At 31.4% G+C, this 21,023-nt stretch carries 16 protein-coding genes and 1 pseudogene; 14 read left to right on the forward strand and 3 right to left on the reverse strand.

The genetic code is table 11. From position 1 onward, the window contains the following. The first annotated feature begins 68 nt into the window (after positions 1-68). From ACQZHJ_RS00850 to ACQZHJ_RS00910, 13 genes and pseudogenes are all read left to right on the forward strand, one after another. A complete protein-coding gene (locus ACQZHJ_RS00850; RefSeq protein WP_430483662.1) occupies positions 69-1,223 on the forward strand; it encodes an iron-containing alcohol dehydrogenase in 1,155 nt (384 codons plus the stop codon). A 6-nt stretch (positions 1,224-1,229) separates the two neighbouring features. Beyond that, positions 1,230-2,075 carry a class II fructose-bisphosphate aldolase gene (locus ACQZHJ_RS00855; RefSeq protein ID WP_430483663.1) on the forward strand — a complete coding sequence of 282 codons (846 nt, stop codon included), beginning with the start codon at positions 1,230-1,232 and terminating at the stop codon, positions 2,073-2,075. Between the two features lie 14 nt (positions 2,076-2,089). Beyond that, positions 2,090-3,106 (forward strand): 5-dehydro-2-deoxygluconokinase, encoded by a 1,017-nt coding sequence (gene iolC / locus ACQZHJ_RS00860; protein WP_430483664.1) that lies wholly within the window; start codon positions 2,090-2,092, stop codon positions 3,104-3,106. A gap of 13 nt (positions 3,107-3,119) precedes the next feature. After that, complete coding sequence (locus ACQZHJ_RS00865; RefSeq protein ID WP_430483665.1) at positions 3,120-3,887, forward strand: 5-deoxy-glucuronate isomerase; 768 nt, start codon at positions 3,120-3,122, stop codon at positions 3,885-3,887. Positions 3,888-3,903: 16 nt separating this feature from the next. After that, a pseudogene (gene iolD / locus ACQZHJ_RS00870) lies at positions 3,904-5,824 on the forward strand (3D-(3,5/4)-trihydroxycyclohexane-1,2-dione acylhydrolase (decyclizing)). A 152-nt stretch (positions 5,825-5,976) separates the two neighbouring features. Further along, entirely contained in the window at positions 5,977-6,978 is a 1,002-nt protein-coding gene (gene iolG, locus ACQZHJ_RS00875; RefSeq protein ID WP_430483666.1) for an inositol 2-dehydrogenase, read from the forward strand. 99 nt (positions 6,979-7,077) lie between these two features. After that, positions 7,078-7,971 (forward strand): myo-inosose-2 dehydratase, encoded by an 894-nt coding sequence (gene iolE / locus ACQZHJ_RS00880; protein ID WP_430483667.1) that lies wholly within the window; start codon positions 7,078-7,080, stop codon positions 7,969-7,971. 93 nt (positions 7,972-8,064) lie between these two features. Further along, on the forward strand, positions 8,065-9,654 hold the full coding sequence (locus tag ACQZHJ_RS00885) for a solute:sodium symporter family transporter (protein ID WP_430483668.1): 1,590 nt from the start codon (positions 8,065-8,067) through the stop codon (positions 9,652-9,654). A gap of 123 nt (positions 9,655-9,777) precedes the next feature. Next, entirely contained in the window at positions 9,778-10,824 is a 1,047-nt protein-coding gene (locus tag ACQZHJ_RS00890; RefSeq protein WP_430483669.1) for a Gfo/Idh/MocA family oxidoreductase, read from the forward strand. A 407-nt stretch (positions 10,825-11,231) separates the two neighbouring features. After that, positions 11,232-11,996: a formate/nitrite transporter family protein gene (locus tag ACQZHJ_RS00895; RefSeq protein ID WP_430483670.1), complete on the forward strand. Its 765-nt coding sequence runs from the start codon at positions 11,232-11,234 to the stop codon at positions 11,994-11,996. A gap of 235 nt (positions 11,997-12,231) precedes the next feature. Continuing rightward, positions 12,232-13,008 (forward strand): short-chain-enoyl-CoA hydratase, encoded by a 777-nt coding sequence (locus tag ACQZHJ_RS00900; RefSeq protein ID WP_430483671.1) that lies wholly within the window; start codon positions 12,232-12,234, stop codon positions 13,006-13,008. A gap of 106 nt (positions 13,009-13,114) precedes the next feature. Next, on the forward strand, positions 13,115-14,665 hold the full coding sequence (locus tag ACQZHJ_RS00905) for an acyl CoA:acetate/3-ketoacid CoA transferase (protein ID WP_430483672.1): 1,551 nt from the start codon (positions 13,115-13,117) through the stop codon (positions 14,663-14,665). A gap of 92 nt (positions 14,666-14,757) precedes the next feature. After that, complete coding sequence (locus ACQZHJ_RS00910) at positions 14,758-15,894, forward strand: acyl-CoA dehydrogenase family protein (protein WP_430483673.1); 1,137 nt, start codon at positions 14,758-14,760, stop codon at positions 15,892-15,894. A gap of 357 nt (positions 15,895-16,251) precedes the next feature. Here the strand turns inward: ACQZHJ_RS00910 and ACQZHJ_RS00915 are convergent, their stop codons facing one another. The 3 genes from ACQZHJ_RS00915 to ACQZHJ_RS00925 all read right to left on the reverse strand — a co-directional run bounded on the left by ACQZHJ_RS00915 (position 16,252) and on the right by ACQZHJ_RS00925 (position 18,838). Next, on the reverse strand, positions 16,252-17,865 hold the full coding sequence (locus ACQZHJ_RS00915) for a DUF4097 family beta strand repeat-containing protein (protein ID WP_430483674.1): 1,614 nt from the start codon (positions 17,863-17,865) through the stop codon (positions 16,252-16,254). A gap of 2 nt (positions 17,866-17,867) precedes the next feature. Continuing rightward, a complete protein-coding gene (locus ACQZHJ_RS00920; protein ID WP_430483675.1) occupies positions 17,868-18,182 on the reverse strand; it encodes a PadR family transcriptional regulator in 315 nt (104 codons plus the stop codon). 305 nt (positions 18,183-18,487) lie between these two features. Next, positions 18,488-18,838: a DsrE family protein gene (locus ACQZHJ_RS00925; protein ID WP_430483676.1), complete on the reverse strand. Its 351-nt coding sequence runs from the start codon at positions 18,836-18,838 to the stop codon at positions 18,488-18,490. Positions 18,839-19,319: 481 nt separating this feature from the next. On the opposite strand from ACQZHJ_RS00925, the gene ACQZHJ_RS00930 reads away from it, so the two are divergent. Next, entirely contained in the window at positions 19,320-20,741 is a 1,422-nt protein-coding gene (locus ACQZHJ_RS00930; protein WP_430483677.1) for an MFS transporter, read from the forward strand. Positions 20,742-21,023: the final 282 nt, after the last annotated feature.

Raw genomic sequence — 21,023 nt, forward strand, 5'->3', positions numbered from 1 at the left:
ATTATAAAAACATAAGGAAAACAAATAGTAAACATAAAGAAAACGTTAACTCAATGAGGGGTGATTATATGGCAAATCAATTCATTATGCCAAAACGTATTCTTACAGGAAAAGATTCATTAGAAGGAAGTAAAGAATACTTAAAAGATTTTGGTAAAAGAGCTCTTATCGTTACAGATAAAGTGATGACTGAGCTAGGAAATGTAAAGGTTGTAACAGACGTACTTGAGAGTGTAAATATTGAGTATGTTCTATACAATGAGATAAATAGTGAACCAACAGATATTATGATAGAAAAGGGTATAGAATTATATAAAGAAGAAAATTGTGATTTTCTAATAGGTCTAGGAGGGGGAAGCCCGATAGACTCTACAAAGGCAATAGGAGCCATGATAACTAATGAAGGAGATATAGCTGATTATATGGGAATAGAAATTCCAAATGAACTTCCACCATTTGCTGTAATACCAACTACAGCTGGTACAGGGTCAGAGGCTACTCAGTTTACTATAATAACTGATACTAAGAATGATGTTAAAATGCTTCTAAAAGGGGCAAGTCTTTTACCAACATTAGCTATAGTAGATCCAAGATTTACAATGACTGCTCCAGCTAAGATAACAGCGGCAACTGGTTTAGATGCCTTAACTCATGCTATAGAAGCTTACACTTCTAGAAAAGCTCAGCCTCTTTCAGATGGTTTTGCAGTGTCAGCAGTTAAAAGAATATTTAAGTACTTACCAGTAGCTTATGAAATACCTAAAGACTTAAGAGCTAGAGAAGAAATGTCAATTGCAGCATTAGAAGCTGGTATAGCATTTAATAACTCATCAGTAACTATAGTTCATGGAATGAGTAGACCGATAGGAGCATTATTTCATGTACCACATGGATTATCAAATGCAATGTTATTAAAAGCTTGTTTTGAATATGTAGTTGATGGAGCTTATGAAAAATTTGCTCAATTAGGAAAAGAGATAAATGTAGCTACAGAAGACATGGAAGATGAAGTAGCAGCTAAACTTTTCATAGAGGAAGTAGTTAAATTAATGGAAAGATTAGAAATACCAACCCTTGAAGAGTTTGGAGTAGATAGAGTTAAGTTCTTTGATAATATAGAAAAAATGGCTAAGGATGCTATGGAAAGTGGTAGTCCAAGCAATACTCGTAAGGTTATTGAAGTTGAGGATATAATTGCAATCTACAATAATCTTTGGAGGTAATAAAAAATGGCATTAGTAAAAATGACTGAACTTTTAAAGAAGGCAAAAGAAGAGAGTTATGCAGTTGGAAGTTTCAGTATAGCAAATATGGAAATGGTCATGGGTGCTTTAAAAGCTGCTGAAGAAACTAATTCCCCAATGATTCTTCAGATAGCAGAGGTAAGATTACCTAATTCACCTTTAGAGCTAATAGGACCTATTATGGTGAACGCGGCAAAGAATGCAAAAGTTCCTGTAGCAGTTCACTTTGACCATGGATTAACACTAGAAAACATAGAAAAAGCTTTAGAGCTTGGGTTTACATCAGTAATGATAGATGGTTCTCATTTAAGCTTTGATGAAAACGTTAAGATAACTAAAAGGGTAAAAGAATTAGCAAATAGATATGGAGCAGCCGTAGAAGCGGAAATAGGACAAGTAGGCGGAAGTGAAGATGGTAGCGAAGATATACAAATGAAAGTTACTAATTTAGAAGATGCTAAGAGATTTGTTCAAGAGACTAAGGTAGATGCACTAGCAGTAGCTATAGGAAATGCTCATGGGGTTTATAAAGGAACTCCAAAACTAAGATTTGATGTATTAGAAGAATTAAGTAAAAATATTGAAACACCACTAGTTCTACATGGTGGATTAGGTATAACACCAGAGGACTTTAAAGAGTGTAAAAACAAGGGGATAAGGAAAATAAATATAGCTACAGCAACATTTAACAGTGTTGAAAAAAAAGTAAGAGGATTATATAAAGATGGTTATAAAAAAGATTACTTCACACTTCAAGCGACTGAGGTTCAAGGAGCTTATGAAAATATAAAAACACACATGGATATATTTGGAAGTATAAATAGGGCTTAGGAGATGGGTTAGTTATGAGATATATAGAGTTTGATGAGAGTAGAAAGTTTGATATTGTTCCAATAGGAAGAGTAGCAATAGATTTTAATCCTACGGATATTCATAAGTCATTATCAGAAAGTAGGAATTTTAATAAATACTTAGGTGGATCCCCTGCTAATATAGCAGTTGGGCTTGCTAGACTAGGTAAAAAAGTTGGATTTATAGGAAAAGTTTCAGATGATCAATTTGGACAGTTTGTAGTAGATTACTTCAAAAATGAGGGAATTGATGTATCTGAAATAAGTAAAGCTGATAATGGAGAATCATTAGGATTAACATTTACAGAAATATTAAGTCCTACTGAAAGCAGCATCTTAATGTATAGAAATGGTGTAGCAGATTTACAGTTAAATGTAGATGATATAGATGAAGAGTATATTAAAAATACTAAGGCAGTAGTTATATCAGGAACTGCCTTAGCTATGAGTCCATCAAGAGAAGCAGCATTAAAGGCTTTAAGACTTGCTAAGAAAAATGGAACTGTAGTAATCTTCGATGTTGATTATAGAGAATATAATTGGAAAAATAAAGATGATATTGCAATTTACTACTCAATAGTAGGAAAAGAAAGTGATATCATAATGGGTTCAAGAGAAGAATTTGACTTAATGGAAGGGTTAATAGCTAAAGATAGTACTGATGAAGAGACTGCTAAGAGATGGTTAGATTATGGAAGTAAGATAGTAGTTATTAAACATGGTAAAGATGGATCAACAGCTTATACTGGTGATGGTAAATCATATAGAATAAAACCTTTTCCAGTTAAACTTCTAAAATCATTTGGTGGTGGAGATGCTTATGCATCAGCATTTATTTATGGTGTTTTAGAAGGATGGGATATGATGGATGCCTTAGAATTTGGAAGCGCATCAGCAGCAATGTTAGTTGCAAGTCATAGTTGTTCAGAAGATATGCCAACAGTAGAAGATATTAAAGATTTTATTAAGAAAGAAAAAGAAGAGTATGGAGAAATGATAGCTAGGTGCTAAGGAGGTCATAACTATGGTAGAAAATATAGGGTTTGATGAGAATGGAAGAAAAGTAGTAACTGAGATTGATGGTAAACATAGCAATATGCTAATGGATATAGATGTTATGAAGCTAAAAAAAGGTGATGAAATAGAGATTTTAGAGCCTAAGAAAGAAGTAGCAGTACTTCTTATGGAAGGTAAGATTAAGTACCTTTGGGAAAACAAAGAATATGAAGCAAGCAGAAAAAATGTATTTGAAGAAGAGGGACATTGTCTTCATGTTTGCAAAAATGTAAAGGTTAAGATAGAAGCTTTAGACGATTCAGAGGTGCTAATTCAAAAAGCGGAAAATGATAAAGAGTTTCTAGCTAAGTTTTATAGACCAGAAGATGTTATACTTCAAGAATCATCTTTAGACATATGGGATGGAACAGCAGCTCGTAAGATAAAGACATTCTTTGATTATAGTAATGCACCATATTCTAATATGGTTAATGGAGAAATTATTTCTTATCCAGGAAGATGGTCAAGTTATATTCCTCATGAGCATCCACAACCAGAGGTTTATTACTATAAATTTGATAAGCCACAAGGCTTTGGAGCATGCTTTATAGGTGATGATGCTTATAAGGTTAAGGATGGAGGATATGCAATTATAGAAGGTGGATATACACATCCGCAGGCAACTGCTCCAGGATATAGAATGTATTACTGTTGGATGATAAGGCATTTAGAGGGTAATCCATGGACAGATAGAATAAATGACCCAGACCATATTTGGTTATTAGATGAGAAATAGGAAGGATGAGAAGTTTATGAGAATGACTACAGGCCAAGCGCTAGTAAATTTTTTAGATAATCAATATGTTTCTTTTGATGGCAAAGAAGAAAAATTTGTTGATGGTATATTCACTATATTTGGACATGGTATTGTAGTTGGATTGGGAGAGGCTTTGTATGAAAATCCGGGTGAACTAAGAGTTTATCAAGGAAGAAATGAGCAAGGCATGGCTCATGCAGCTACAGCTTTCGCAAAACAAAACAATCGTAGAAAAATAATCGCTTGTTCAAGTTCAGTACGGACCAGGAGCTGCAAATATGGTTACAGCAGCAGCTACTGCCACAGTTAATAATATTCCATTATTATTATTACCAGGTGATTCATTTGCTACAAGACAGCCAGATCCTGTACTTCAACAAGTTGAACAATCTTACAATTTAGGTATAACAACTAATGATGCATTTAAGCCAGTATGTAAGTATTGGGATAGAGTTAATAGACCAGAGCAGTTAATGTCAGCAATGATAAATGCTATGAGAGTATTAACTGATCCAGCTGAAACAGGGGCTGTTTGCATAGCGTTACCACAAGATGTTCAAGGTGAGGCATATGAATTCCCAGAATATTTCTTCAAGAAAAGAGTTCATAGAATAACAAGACCTCTAGCTGTTCAAGATGAATTTGATGAGGCATTAGAGGTTATAAGAGAAAAGAAGAAACCAATCATAATTTGTGGTGGTGGGGTTAGGTACTCAGAAGCAGGAGAAGTTTTAGTAGATTTTGCCGAGAAATTCAATATTCCAATATGTGAAACACAAGCAGGTAAGAGTGCTATAAAATCAAGTCATCCACTAAACTTAGGTGGAATAGGGGTTACAGGTAACCTTGCTGCTAATATGATTGCTAAGGAAGCAGATTTAGTAATTGGTGTTGGAACAAGATTCTCAGACTTCACAACTTCATCAAAATCATTATTCAAAAATCCAGAAGTTGATTTTGTAACTATAAACGTATCAAAATTCCATGGTGGAAAAATGGATGCACATAAAATAATAGGTGATGCAAAAGTTTGTATAGAAGAGTTAGAAGCTATGTTAGAGGCTAATGGATATGAATCATCATATGATAATGAAATAGTAGATGCTAAAAAAGCTTGGAAAGAAGAGATGAAGAGATTAACAAGCATTAATTATGATGAGAATTTTGAGGCTTTAATAAAGGCTAAAAGAGAAGGGTGTATAGAAGAATTTAGCGTATTAACAGGAAGTAGATTAACTCAAACAACTGCTTTAGGAGTTATAAGAGAAACTATAGATGAGGATGCCATAGTAGTTGGGGCTGCTGGTAGTTTACCAGGAGATCTTCAAAGAATGTGGGAAACTGATGTTAAAGATTCATACCACATGGAATATGGATATTCATGTATGGGATATGAAATTGCTGCAACATTTGGTGCTAAGTTAGCTGAACCGGAAAGAGAAGTTTATTCAATGGTTGGAGATGGAAGTTACCTAATGTTACATTCAGAGATAGCAACAGCAATGCAAGAGCATAAAAAGATAAATATACTTTTATTTGATAATTGTGGATTTGGTTGTATAAATAATCTACAAATGGGTAATGGTATAGGAAGCCTTGCAACTGAGTTTAGATATAGAGATGAAGAAGGAAAGTTAGATGGTGGTTTAATTCCAATAGACTTCGCTAGGGTAGCAAGTGGATATGGACTTAAAACATACACAGTTAAAACTCCTTCAGAGCTTAAAGAAGCTTTAGAAGATTCAAAAAAGCAAACAGTATCTACTTTAATAGATATAAAGGTATTACCAAAAACAATGACTGATGGTTATGGTGCATGGTGGCATGTTGGTATAGCTGAAGAATCAGAGATTGAAAGTGTTAATAAAGCATTTGAGAATAAAGAAAAGAACTTAAAAGAAGCAAGAAAATATTAATTAAAATACATTTGAAAATTTAATATAACCATTTATGAGAAACAGACTGAGAAATTTATTAAGAATTACAAGAGATATTAAAATCTTTGAAGTAAACTACTTCGAAGTATTTTAAGATAAATCTAAGATTAAATTATAGGGAGGAAATGGTCATGATTAATATTGGTGTTATTGGAGCTGGAAGAATAGGTAGAATCCATGCTCAATCTATTCAAGAAAAGGTAAAAGGTGCTCAAGTTAAGACTATAGCAGATGTATTTGAAGAGTCAGCTAAGAAAGCTGCTGAGGAATTCAAGATTCCAAATTATACTGGAGATTACATGGAGATATTAAATGATCCAGAGATTGATGCAGTAATCATATGCTCATCAACAGATACTCATTCAAAAATCTCAATAGAAGCTGCTGAAAAGGGTAAACACATATTCTGTGAGAAACCTATAGATTACGATGTTGCTAAAATCGAGAAGACTTTAGAGGCTGTTAAAAAAGCAGGTGTTAAATATCAAGTTGGATTTAATAGAAGATTTGATCATAACTTTGCTAAGTTAAAAACTCTTATTAATGATGATAAGATAGGCAATCCACACATAATAAAAATAACTTCAAGAGACCCACAAGCTCCACCAATAGAGTATGTTAAGGTTTCTGGAGGAATGTTCTTAGATATGACAATACATGACTTCGATATGGCTGCTTTCTTAAGTGGAAGTAGAATTTCAGAAGTTTATGTACAAGGTGCTTGTATGGTCAATCCTGAAATAGGAGAAGTAGGAGATGTAGATACAGCTATAATATCATTAAAATTTGAAAATGGATGTATAGGGGTTATAGATAATAGTAGAGAAGCTGCTTATGGATATGACCAACGTATCGAAGTATTTGGAAGTAAAGGATATGTAATGGCTGACAATGATACAGATACTACAGTTACAATGGCGTGTGTAGATGGTATAGTTGCAGAAAAACCTAAGTATTTCTTCTTAGAAAGATATATGGATGCTTATATAAATGAAATGCAACAATTTGTTGATTGTTTAGTTAACAATACAGAGGTTCCTGTTGGAGCTAATGAGGGATTATATTCAGTATTAGTTGGACTAGCTGCTACTAAATCATTAAAAGAAGGTAGACCAGTTAAGATAGAATACTAAAAGTAAGTGGTATTTTAAAGGTATAAAAGAATTAAATCAGAATAGCTATTTGTGAGGTGGCTATTCTGACTAATAAAAAAGGTAATGGGGGATAATATTATGTTTAATTCAAATGTAAAATTAGGAATAGCACCAATAGCATGGACAAATGATGACATGCCAGACTTAGGAAAAGAGAATACTTTTGAGCAATGTGTAAGTGAAATGGCTTTAGCAGGATTCAAAGGATCGGAGGTTGGAAATAAATATCCAAGAGATGTAGAAGTTCTTAAAAAAGCTTTAGATTTAAGAGGAATGGAAATAGCAAGTGCATGGTTCAGTTCATTCTTAACAACTAAGCCATATGAAGAAACAGAGAAAGCATTTATAGAACATAGAGATTTCTTAAATGCTATGGGAGCTAAAGTAATAGTAGTTTCTGAACAAGGACACAGTATTCAAGGACAAATGGAAACTCCAATATTTGATGGAAAATATGTATTTAATGAAGAAGAGTGGAAAAAGTTAGCCGAAGGTTTAAATAAATTAGGAGCTTTAGCTAAGGAAAAAGGAATGAAAGTTGTTTATCACCATCATATGGGTACTGGGGTACAGACAACTGAAGAAATAGATAAGTTAATGGATTTAACAGATGAGAACTTAGTTTATTTACTATTTGATTCAGGTCACTTAGTTTACTCAGGTGAAGATGCTTTAGCAGTGTTAAAGAAATATGTTAATAGAATAAAACATGTTCACTTAAAAGATATTAGAAAAGAAGTAGTTGAAGAAGTTAAGAATGATAAATTAAGCTTCTTACAAGGGGTTAGAAAAGGAGCATTCACAGTACCTGGAGATGGATGTATAGATTTTGAACCAATTTTTAAGGTATTGGATGAAAACAATTACGAAGGATATTTATTAGTAGAAGCAGAACAAGATCCAGCAATAGCAAACCCATTAGAATATGCAATAAAAGCTAGAAAATACATAAAGGAAAAAACTGACCTTTAAGATAAGTTTTTAGGTAGATGAAAAACAAAAATGTGGTAGCAATATTTTAAAGGGATATTGCTACCAGCAATAAATATGGTAGGGGGAAAATTTATGTTCATATTTTTGAGTTTTGCAATCTTCTTAATAGCTGTATTTGCTATTGCTTGGTATAAAGCTAAGGGTACTAACAATACAGAAACAGCAGAAGGATATTTCTTAGCAGGTAGAGGCTTAAGTGGTCCTGTAATAGCTGCCACTATGATACTTACAAATCTTTCGACTGAACAGATTATAGGCCTTAATGGACAAAGTTATGCTACAAATATGGGACCAATGGCATGGGAGGTTACCTCTTGTGTAGCTCTTATAACACTAGCACTTATATTTTTACCTAGATATTTAAAAGGTGGGATTACTACAATTCCAGATTATTTAGAAGAGAGATTCGACAGCACTACTAAAAGAATAGTATCAATATTATTCTTAGTAAGTTATGTTGTAACATATATACCAACTGTTTTATACTCAGGAGGATTAGTATTAAATCAGATATTTGGTATTTCAGACCTCTTAGGAATAACAACATTCCAAGCAGTTGCATTAACTGGATTCTTACTAGGTGTAGTAGGAGCTATATATACAGTTCTTGGAGGTATGAAATTAGCAGCCTTCTCTGATACTGTAAACGGACTTGGATTATTAATTGGAGGACTTTTAGTACCTGTATTAGGTATATTACTTTTAGGAAATGGAGACTTTGTTGGAGGCTTTGAAATTATATTAGCAAGCCCAGAAAAGCTTAATGCTATTAATCCAGCAAATGCACAATCACCATTAATTCCTTGGCCAGTATTATTTACAGGATTATTCTTTAATAACTTATTCTACTGGTGTACAAACCAGTCAATAGTACAGAAAGCTTTAGGAGCTAGTAGTTTAAAAGAAGCTCAAAAAGGTGCTATACTTGCAGGATTAATTAAAGTATTAACTCCAGCTATACTAGTATTCCCTGGAATAATAGCTTTTGCAAAGTATGGAGATTCATTACCAAATGCAGATATGGCTTATCCAACATTATTACTTGATGTACTTCCAGCACCATTATTAGGAATATTTGCAGCCGTATTATTTGGAGCAGCAATGAGTTCATTAAACGGTGCAATGAACAGTTCATCAACACTATTCACTCTAGATTTATACAAACCTATGATAAATCCGGAGGCTTCAGATAAGCAACTTGTAAAAGTGGGTCAAAAGTTTATAATAGTAGTTTCAATAATATCAGTTATAGTTGCACCATTCATATTATATGCTCCATCAGGATTATATAACTTCTTACAAGAGTGTAACGGATACTTTAATGTTCCAATATTAGCATGTGTAATCGTTGGTTTCTTTACAAAGAGAGTACCAAGTTTAGCTGCTAAAGCAGTATTTGTAGTTCACATTATTTTGTATACGTTATCAAAATTCTTCTTATCAAACGTACACTTCCTATATGTATTAGGAGTTCTATTACCAATAGGTATAATCGTTATGTTAGTAATAGGTAAGATCAAGCCAAGAGAAACAGATTTCGTACAAGCGGATAAATCTTTAGTAGATATGACTCCATGGAAATATGCAAAACCAGCATCGGCTGCTGTTGTTATTGTAATGGTATGTATATACTTACTATTCTCTCCAATAGGATTAGCTTAGCAAGAAATAGATTGTTAAAAAGTTAAAATGGTTAGTTTAAATTAGTTAAATTGACCTTAATATACAAATTAAAAAGAAAATATGAAGAGATAAATATGAATTATGGGTTTGGAGGAATTTAAAATGAAAAAAGTGAATTTTGGTATTGTAGGATTGGGGAGACTAGGAAGAGCTCATGCAGAGAACTTAGCATTTAAAATTCCAAATGCTAATCTTTTAGCAGTATGTTCAATAGATGAAGCTCAAGTTGAAGAGGTTAAAAAAGCATGGAATATTCCATATGGATATACTGATTTTGATGAAATGTTAACTAATAAAGAGTTAGATGCTATATTTATAGCCTCACCATCAGGATTCCATTGTGAACAAATTAAAAAAGCCTTAGATGCAGGGTTCCATGTATTTAGTGAAAAACCACTTGGATTATATTTAGAAGATGCCGTTGAAGCTATGAAAGCAGTAAATTCTCATCCAGAAAAAATATTCATGTTAGGCTTTATGAGAAGATATGATAAATCATATGCTTATGCTAAACAAAAAATAGAAGAGGGTGTTATAGGTAAACCAATATTAGTTAGATGCTATGGATTAGATCCAGCTAAAGCTTTACCAAGCTTCTTAAAATTTGCTAAAGATAGCTACAGCGGTGGATTATTCTTAGATATGGCAATACATGATATAGATTTAGCTAGATGGTATTTAGAATCAGAAGCAGATGAATTGTGGGCTATAGGCGGAGCTTATGGATATAAAGAGTTTGATGAAATTAATGATGCTGAAACAGGGGCAGCTATGGTTAAATTTAAAAATGGGACAATGGCTTTACTTGTTGCAGGAAGAAATTGTGCTCACGGATATCACATAGAAACTGAGATTATAGGTACAGAAGGAACATTAAGAATAGGTACAACTCCAGACAAAAATTTAGTGACTGTATTTGATGATAGAGGAGTTAATAAAGAATGTGCTGGTGGATTCTTAGAAAGATTTGAAGATGCCTACTTAGCAGAGGTTAAAGAATTCGTTGATTGTGTATTAGAAAATAGAAAACCAGCTGTAACAGTTGAAGATGGTGTATTATCAACTATTGTTGGATATGCTTGTAAAGAATCATTTGAAACTGGAGAGCTAGTTAAAGTTAATTATGAAGGATACGATAAGTTAAAATAATTGCCTAATACTCTAAAAATAACATTATATTGGTGGGTTTTGGAATTAATTGGATTGGAGTGAAATTTTTCAATAAATTTTTGGGCTTCGCCCAATATAAATGTTGTTTACTAAAAGAGAATTTTATATATAAAAAGTTTATTTATATGGAATGTAGTAATTTAGTAATAGAATATTATCTTTCAACTTCTCCTTAAGCATTAATCTTAATGTTACTTAAAGCTCCATTCCATATTAATTAAAAATAAGATTACCCTTAAAAAAATAATAATTTAAATATGGTCATTATATAAAGTAGTCGAAGGGTTAAAATTCTTGTGCGCTTTAGTGATTTAAATTAATGAATCAAATGACGTTTTATAAATTAGCCAAATAAAATAATAAATATAAATAAAAAAGGAGCGTAAATGCAAAGAAAAGATATAGATTTAATTTCAGACATAGCAGTTAATAAGTTTAAGTTCGCAGATAGAACTCCTATCAAATATATTTTTAGAGCTATAGTTGCTGGATTTTTCTTAGTAGTAGCTATTATACTTTCTTACACAACTGGAGCAGTTTTAAATGATTCGTATCCAGAAGTAGCAAGGATAATGGTTGCAGCTACCTTCTCATTAGCTCTTGGGCTTATAGCCTTTATAGGGGGAGAACTTTTCACAGGGAATAATTTAGTAATGGCTATAGGGATATATAACAAGGATTGCACATTAACCATGGCTTTAAAAGTGTGGTTAATGAGTTATTTAGGCAATTTCATAGGATCTATAATATTAGCGTTTTTATTTGTGAAAAGTGGTGCATCTATGGATCTAATCAAAGATTATGCAAATAGTATAGTCGATGTAAAACTTAATTTGCCCTCTATAGAACTTTTCTTAAGAGGTATGCTTTGTAACTTCATGGTATGTATAGCATTCCTTAGCACAATAAAGATGAAATCTGAGACAGGAAAATTAATAATTATGTTCTGGTGTATATTTGCATTTGTTATCGCTGGCTTTGAACACAGTATTGCTAATATGGGAATATTCTCTATAGCATATTTCTCATCAGGTAGCATAAGCTTACCGCTTATTTTTAGAAACTTATTTTGGGTTACTTTAGGGAATATGGTTGGGGGCGGAGTACTATTAGCACTACCACTTAAATTTATGAGTATGGACGTGGAATAAACTTTTATTGATTAAATGACTTCCTTATCTGTAGGCTATAAGCTGATTTACAATGTTTAGTAACAATGATTTTTAAAATTACCACCTTTTAAAATTATTGATTTAAATAGACAATTACTATATTTAGAATTTTAATTTAAACCTCATTGCACCTATTTAAGATATATAAATTAAAGGTTTATGGCTACAGAGTTAATTTTTAATACTATTAAAGGTTGAAAGGGAGTAGATTTTTATGGAAAATATTATTTTTAATGAAGCAAATGGAATTGCTGAGGTTACAATAAATAGACCTAAGGCATTAAATGCATTAAACAACCAAACTATAACTGAACTTGGAGAGGTTATAACTGAAATCTCAAAGAGAAAAGATATCAAAACTGTAATTATAACTGGAGCAGGAGAGAAGGCTTTTGTAGCAGGAGCTGATATTGTTGAAATGAAAGGTTTAAATGCTATAGAAGCAAGAGAATTTTCAAGATTAGCTCAAAAAGTTTTTGCTGATATAGAAAACATGCCACAAATAGTTATAGCTGCTGTTAATGGATATGCATTAGGGGGAGGCTGTGAACTTTCAATGGCATGTGATATAAGATTAGCTTCAAAGAAAGCCAAATTTGGGCAACCAGAAGTTAATTTAGGTATTCTTCCTGGATTTGCAGGAACACAAAGACTTCCAAGGCTTGTTGGTAAAGGTATAGCTAAGGAGCTTATATTTTCAACAGATATGATAGATGCTGAAGAAGCACATAGAATAGGTCTAGCTAATAAGGTTTATGAGTCAGAAGAATTAATGGATAAAGCTAGAGAATTAGCTAATAAAATAATGATGAAGAGCCCAGTAGGAGTGAGATTAGCTAAAGCTGCTATAAATAATGGATTAAACATGGATACTGAATCAGCTTACAACTATGAGGCAGATTTATTTGGTCTATGTTTCTCAACAGAAGATCAAGTAGAAGGAATGAGTGCATTTGTAGAAAAAAGAAAGGCCGACTTTCAGGATAAATAAAACTAATTTAAATATATAAAATCTTATATTAAGTTATAAATGTTAAATAGAAACTAATTTTAAGCAACTTTAAATAATATACTACCCCAAGAAAGGATTGTTATGTATGGTAAGAGTTAGTTTTTTAAAACCATGTGAAGTAGCAGAGTTAGTTAAAGATGGAGATACCGTAGTAACAGAAGGATTTGTTGCTAGCTGTTGCCCAGAATCCTTAACTAAGGCTTTGGAGAAGCGTTTTTTAGAAACTGGTCATCCTAAGAATATAACTTTAATGTATTCTGCAGCACAAGGTAATAGAGATGGAAGTGGAGCAGATCACTTTGCTCATGAAGGAATGACAAAGAGAGTAATAGCAGGGCATTGGAATATGGCACCAAAGCTTGGAAAAATGGCTGTTGAAAATAAAATTGAAGCCTATAATTTACCACAAGGAACTTTGGCTCAATTATTTAGAGATATAGCAGGTAAAAGGGTTGGGACTATAACTCATGTTGGTTTAAATACTTTTGTTGATCCAAGGATTAGTGGAGGTAAATTAAATGAAGTGACAAAGGAAGATATAGTAAAGCTTGTAGAGATAGATGGAGATGAGAAGTTATTATACAAATCTTTTCCAATAGATGTTTGTTTCTTAAGAGGATCTTCAGCTGATGAGTGTGGAAACATAACTTTAGATAGAGAAGTTGCTACATTAGATGTAACTTCAATAGCTCAGGCTTGTAAAAATAATGGAGGAAAAGTTTTTGTACAAGTTGAAAGAGTGGTATCAAGCGGATGCTTAGATCCAAGACTTGTTAAAATTCCAGGAATATATGTTGATGGTATTGTTGTTTCAGAACCTTGTGATCATGAACAATGTTTAGGAATGAAATTTAATCCTGCATATACAGGTGAGATAAGAATACCACTAAGTAGCATAGAAAAAGCACCTCTGAATGCAAGAAAAGTTATTGCAAGAAGAGCGGCTATGGAACTTAGAAAAGATACAATAGTTAACTTAGGTATAGGAATACCAGAGGTAATATCATTGGTTGCTAATGAAGAAGGTATTGGAGATTATATGACACTTACAGTTGAATCTGGACCAGTTGGAGGAGTTCCTCAAGGGGGAGCAGCTTTTGGAGCTTGTATTAATCCAGAAGCTATTTTAGATCAGCCATACCAGTTTGATTTTTATGATGGTGGAGGAATTGATTTAGCATTTCTGGGATTAGCTCAGGCTGATGAACAAGGAAATATAAATGTAAGTAAGTTTGGACCTCGTATAGCAGGCTGTGGTGGATTTATTAATATAACTCAAAATGCTAAAAAGGTAATTTTCTGTGGAACATTTACAGCTTCTGGTTTGAAAGTAGCTGTAAGTGATGGAGAATTACACATTGTGCAAGAAGGAAAATGCAATAAGTTTCTTAAAGCTGTTGAGCAGATTACTTTTAGTGGTGAGTATGCTAACAAGACAAAACAGCCAGTTATGTACATAACAGAGAGAGCTGTATTTGAATTAAAAGAAGATGGATTGCATTTAACTGAGATTGCACCAGGAGTTAATCTTGAAGAAGATATATTAGCTCACATGGACTTTGTTCCTAAAATAGATGAGCCACTTAGGTTTATAGACGAGCGTATATTCTATGATAAGCCTATGGGGTTAAAATAGGATAAGCAATAAGGCAAGAACTTTAATTTACAAGGTAATAAAAGGCTTTTAGCTTTTGATATAATTACAGAATTTTTGGGAGGATTTATAGTATGGACTTTAGTTTAACACAGAAACAACTAGATGTACAAAGAGCAGTAAGAGAATTTGCTGAAAAGGAATTAAAACCTTTTGCTATTGAAAATGATGAAAACAGTACTTTTCCACTAGAAGCTTATAAAAAGTTAGGTGAATTAGGTGTTATAGGTCTACCTTATGGATTAGAGTATGGTGGATCGGGTGGAGATTATCTATCATATGTATTAGCGGTTGAAGAAATTTCAAAGGTTGATGCATCTATGGGAATTTCACTTTCAGTAACAACTTCATTATGTGCTGGAGGTATTAGTAATGCTTCAGAGGAGCTAAAGAAAAAATATCTTCCAGATATACTTTCTGGTAAAAAGTTAGGTTCATTTGGATTAACTGAACCTAATGCTGGATCTGATGCTGGTGGAGTTATAACCGTAGCTGAAAAACAAGGTGATAAGTATGTATTAAATGGAGCAAAATGTTTCATAACAAATGCACCATTAGCAGGAACTTTCATAGTTTTTGCGCTAACAGACAAAACAAAAGGACCTAAAGGATTATCAGCATTTATTGTAGAAAAAGATTTTCCAGGAGTGTCTATTGGTAAAATTGAAGATAAATGCGGTATAAAATCTGCTCAGGTTTCAGAAGTTTTATTTAATAATTGCGTAGTACCAGCTAGTAATTTAGTTGGAAAAGAAGGTGATGGTTTCAAAATAGCTATGAAAACTCTAGATGGAGGAAGAATAGGTGTTGCAGCACAAGGGCTAGGTATAGCAGAAGGAGCTTTTGAAATTGCTAAGGAATATATGAAGACAAGAAAGCAGTTTGGTAAACCACTATTTAAACAACAGTATTTAGCATTTAAAATGGCTGAATTAGAAGTTGAAATAGAACAAGCTAAATATATGTTATATAAGGCTGCATTAGATAAACAAGATGGAAAATCTTATTCAATATCAGCTGCTAAAGCGAAACTAGTTTGTACAGATGCTGCTATGCATGTTACTACTGAGGCTATTCAAATGCTAGGTGGTAATGGATACATGAGAGAGTACCAATTAGAAAGAATGATGAGAGATGCTAAAATAACTCAAATTTATGAAGGTACAAATGAAATTCAAAAACTAATAATTAGTGGAAGCTTATTCAGATAATAAGTTATACATTTTAAAATTATTAAAATAAGTTCTCTTGAACTTAAAGCACACAACAAATTAACTAAAAGTCAAAGCAAATATTTAAAACCCTGTCTTGAGTTTATATAACTTTAAGCAGGAAAGTTTATTATGTTAAAACAGTATAAAATATATTAATACTTTAGGAGTTGCCTACTCCAAAATAACCCTTAAGACAATTTTATTTAAATCCAAAATGTATAATAACCCTTATTTAAAAATTAAAATCGGTAAATAACGACTAATAACAAATTAACAACTAACAAATTAACAACTAACAAAAATAACAACTAACAAAAAAAGCATCCTGGATACCCACAGGATGCTTTTTTATATCTAATTATCTAACTCAATATTTCCGCTTGTTGTTGTTATATTAAGTTTGTTTTTACCATCATTAAAAGTAGCTTTTAAGAATTTATCACCAGTTTCAATTGTTTGATTATTTAAATCATTTGAAACTGAGATGTTACCTGAAATAGTTTTTCCATCTAAAACAAGGTCATTAGAAATACCTAGAGATATGTCTATATCTCCTGAAATTGTATTTATAGTAGAAGGACCTTTAATTTCAGATATATTAAAATCTACAGAACCAGATTTTGATTCAGCAGTTAGAGAACCTACATATGAATCAACATTAATATCACCAGATACTGATTTTAATGCAGAAGAATTTGTATTTAAATTATTGAACTTTATTTCACCAGATGTTGAGTTAACATCAACTATTGGTGCTGATACAGAAGAAAATTCAACATCTCCACTAACTGAATCTGCTTTAAGAGAGTTAAGTTCTAAAATTTTATCAGACTTTATATCTCCTGCTACGCTTGAAACAGATATATCTCCTTTATAATTATCAGGAATATAAATCACTAAGTGTAAGTCATTAGAAGATATATTATGGGGTGTATTGATTTCTTTGATTAAAATATCATTATTATTTTTAACTAAAGATAAGTCTATTAATCTTGAATTATCACTTGATTTATAATCACCATTAAGTTCTACTTTAATCATATTATCATTTGATTTAACTATATCAACATCAGATATAACTGAATTTATATTTAGACTATTAACATTATCTAGATTTTCAGTTTTAGTTATATTTATATTACGATTAGTTCCGAAAAAGTTAAGATCAAAGAAACTATCGTCACCAAATTCATTTAGATAACTACCAACCTGAGGAGCTAAATCACTTCCTATAGATAATCCAGAAGATATTGTTTGGAATAATCCTATTGAGAATGTAGCTATTGCAACAACTAAGGAAACTATTATAGCAACTATCCCTTTTTTACTCCAAAATGATTTTTTGTCTTTTAAAGGAGGTTCTCCAGTTAAGTATTCCATAGCCTTTTTTACTAAGAATATACAAAACTTTATTCCATAATATCCAAGTATAGTCATTAGTATTCCAAAGAATATAAGTGATACTAGAATCCAAATTACACCAAAGAATAATGCAGTAAGGTTACTTGGGGTAGTGGCAGCAACGGCTACACATGAAATCATTCCTATAGCTGATCCAAATATAAGACCAATACCTCCTACAAATGTACTAAGTATTGTTCCAGCAACCCCTAGAATTATAGGGGATAGTATTACTGCTAATAGTATGAAAATTGCTATCTTCATAAATCTATCAGATTTATTTTTGTTATCTGACATGCTTCTACTAAAAGCTTTAGTTTTTTCTCTAGCTTTTTCTTTATAGTACTTAGCTGTTTCCTCTATGGTTGGGTTTCCTTTTGCTTTTTTGTATTGCTGAGCTATATCTTTTGGGTTACCAAGATCTTCTGCAATTTCTTCTTCTGTTTTACCTGAAGATAATCCTATAGAGAAATGTTCTTCATAATCATATAGAATATCATCAATCTCTTCTTGGGAAAAGCCTCTTAAATTTTGTTTTAATTCTTTAAGAAATTCTTGTTTATTCAATTTTACTCCCCCTCCTCTAATAAATAATTTATGCCGTCCAATAAGTTAAACCATTCACGCTTTAAAAGTTCTTTACGTTGAAGTCCTAAGTCAGTAATTTTATAGTACTTTCTTGGTGAACCTTCTTGAGATTCTCTTAAGTAAGTTGTGAAAAATCCTTCTTTACTAAGTTTTCTTAAAATAGGGTATATAGTACCATCTGAAATGTATATTCTCTCTGAAATTTTACTTATAAGTTCATAGCCATAGTAGTCTTTCTTTGACAGTAGTGAGAGAACACAAAGCTCTAAAACCCCTTTTTTAAACTGAGAATTCATTTGTTCACCTGCTTTCATATTTAAAATAAATCTTTAGAAACCTTGTAATAGAAAGGCTTCAATAGATTTTTATTTATAATTTGTAAATCTTTTACTATAATATATCATAAGCTATTATATATTACAAGGTACTGAAAATGAAAATATACTATATTTTATATAGTAGTCCCATTTAATGTTACTAGTTTATGATTTGAATTTTATTTTATGCTTTAAAATTTAAATTATAAAATAAAAAGACCTATGTTTCTACCAACATAGGTCTTTTTAGATAATTTTAAAGGGTAGTGGGGTTATGTTAAATTTTATGGTTTTATATATAAATATCCTTCAGATTGCTTTTTAGCAAGCTCAATAATTCCTGCTGGAACTACTTTGCAGAAGGAGATTAACTCTTTAGGATCTATATTGAATTTTTTTAATGAATTATTACAAACAGCAAAGACTACACCTTTCTTTGAGTATTCATTAACTTGATTTAGTAAATTAGAATTTTTAGCTATATCTTCTCTTAACTGAAAAACAGCCATAGAATTAGCTAATACTTCTAGTTCATAAGTTGTATTATTTTCTTCACCATTAGCTAAAACATTTTTTATATTTCCTAGGACTAATGACCATTTATTAGGTTCATCAATATGAAGTAGTATTTTCATTTAAATCACTTCCAAATTAAGATTTATTTAAAAGTTGCTCATGTTATCTTTTTGAACTATAGCCACTTACAGAAGTGTATTACTTACTTAGTAAAAAGGGTTTTGCATTTAGTTTACTAAGGTTAACTTTTAATTTGTGAACAAATTTTATAACATGAACAACCTTAAGTTAAATATAATCCTTTAAATTAAAATAATCAAAGTGGATAAAAATAAGATTTATAAAATAAATGGTTTATTTTAATAATGTTTAGATTTATAAGTGATTTAGGATTAGGTTATTTAATTATAATAATATAAAACTTAAATATATATATTTTTCTTAGCTTTAATAATTACTTTTTTATTTAGATATTAATGGTTTAAGTATGAAATAATAAAACTAATTTATTCTGTTTTTTATAGAGGATAGGCAAATGTTAATAGAGTGTTAATAAAAGGTGTATAATATAAATAAAAACTATGGGAGGAGAGAACGGTTATGAATGAGATGAAAAGTAAAACTGGAATTGAATCGAATAAATGGGCTATTTTATTTTGTGTAGTAATAATGACATTCATGGCTTGTATAGATGGTAGTATAGTAAATGTTGCTTTGCCTAAAATTTCTTCAGATTTAAATAAACTTATATTAGATACGCAATGGATTGTTACTAGTTATCTTATGGTTATATCAGCTTTGGTATTATTATGTGGAAGAATTGGGGATGTAAAAGGAAAGTGTAGGGTATTTAAGGCTGGAGTTTTAATATTTACTATAGGTTCATTTCTTAGTGGGTTATCAAAAACATTACCACTATTAATAGCATCAAGAAGTATTCAAGCAATTGGAGGGGCTTGCGCTATGGCAACGGGAATGGGAATAATAACCTCTGTTTTTGATGAGAAAGAAAGAGGACGAGCTATGGGGTTATCAGCAAGTGCTGTTGCTATGGGGGTTATGGTTGGTCCTGCTCTTGGTGGAGTTTTAGTTGCTATTAGATGGGATCTTATATTTTGGATTAATGTTCCCATAGGAATAATTGCATTCTTATTTTCAATGAAGTATCTTCCTAGAATGAAGACTGATTCAAATGAAAAAATAGATATAAAGGGAACTGTAGTTTTTGCTATTTTTATAGTATCAAGTATGTTAGCAATAACTAAAGGCGAAGTTTTAGGATATACAGATAAATACATAATTCTAGGTTTTATAATTGCTATATTATCATTAATTATTTTTATATATTTAGAAAAGACAGTGGAATCACCAATACTAGATTTAAAACTATTTGATATTAAATTATTTTCATTGAGTATAGCTTGTTCAGCTCTTTCATTTTTAGCCATAAGTAGTATGAATATAATAATCCCATTATATTTAGAACAAGTATTACAAATGAACTCTTTACATGCAGGATTATTTTTAATTATTTATCCACTATGTTTATCAATAGTAGCTCCATTTAGTGGATCGCTTTCAGATAAATTTAATGGAAGACTAATATCATTAATAGGAGTAGCATTATTAACAGTAGGATTATTTTTTATGGGAAAAATAAATATAAATTCATCATTAATCTACTTAGGAGTTTGCTGTGCTGTAATGGGATTGGGGAATGGAATATTTAAATCAACTAACAATGCATTGGTTATGCAAAAAATTCCACAAAATAGATTGGGGATTGCTGGTAGCATGAATTCATTAGTTTCAAATCTAGCCATGGCTTATGGATTTACTTTTGCAACAACAATCTTATATGGAAGAATGAGCTATAAATTAGGTTATAAGGTATCTAATTATGTACCAGGACATGAATCAGTATTTTTATATGGGTTAGATTGCGTATTCTTTACATCTACAATAATATGTTTAATAGCTACTGTTGTAGCTTTCATAAGATATAGAAAAAAAGATTTATAGTTTTTAATTGGCTAAAATAAGAGGCTAATAATTGTATACAATTATTAGCCTCTTATTTTAATATATTAAATTTAATTAGAACATGTTTACTGCAAAGCCGGCAAATAAAGTTATTGAAGTTATTATGCATATAGCTACAGTGATTGCATGTAAGAATTTTTGTTTTTTACTTTTTTTAGATTTACTCATAGTATCACCCTTCTTCTTATGATTTATATATTTAATCTAGTTATGATTTATATGCCAAATTCATAATTAGATTGTACAATCTATGAAGAAAAT

Origin of the sequence: Clostridium sp. B9 (genome assembly GCF_050509515.1) — a bacterium.
Classification (GTDB): Bacteria; Bacillota; Clostridia; order Clostridiales; family Clostridiaceae; genus Sarcina.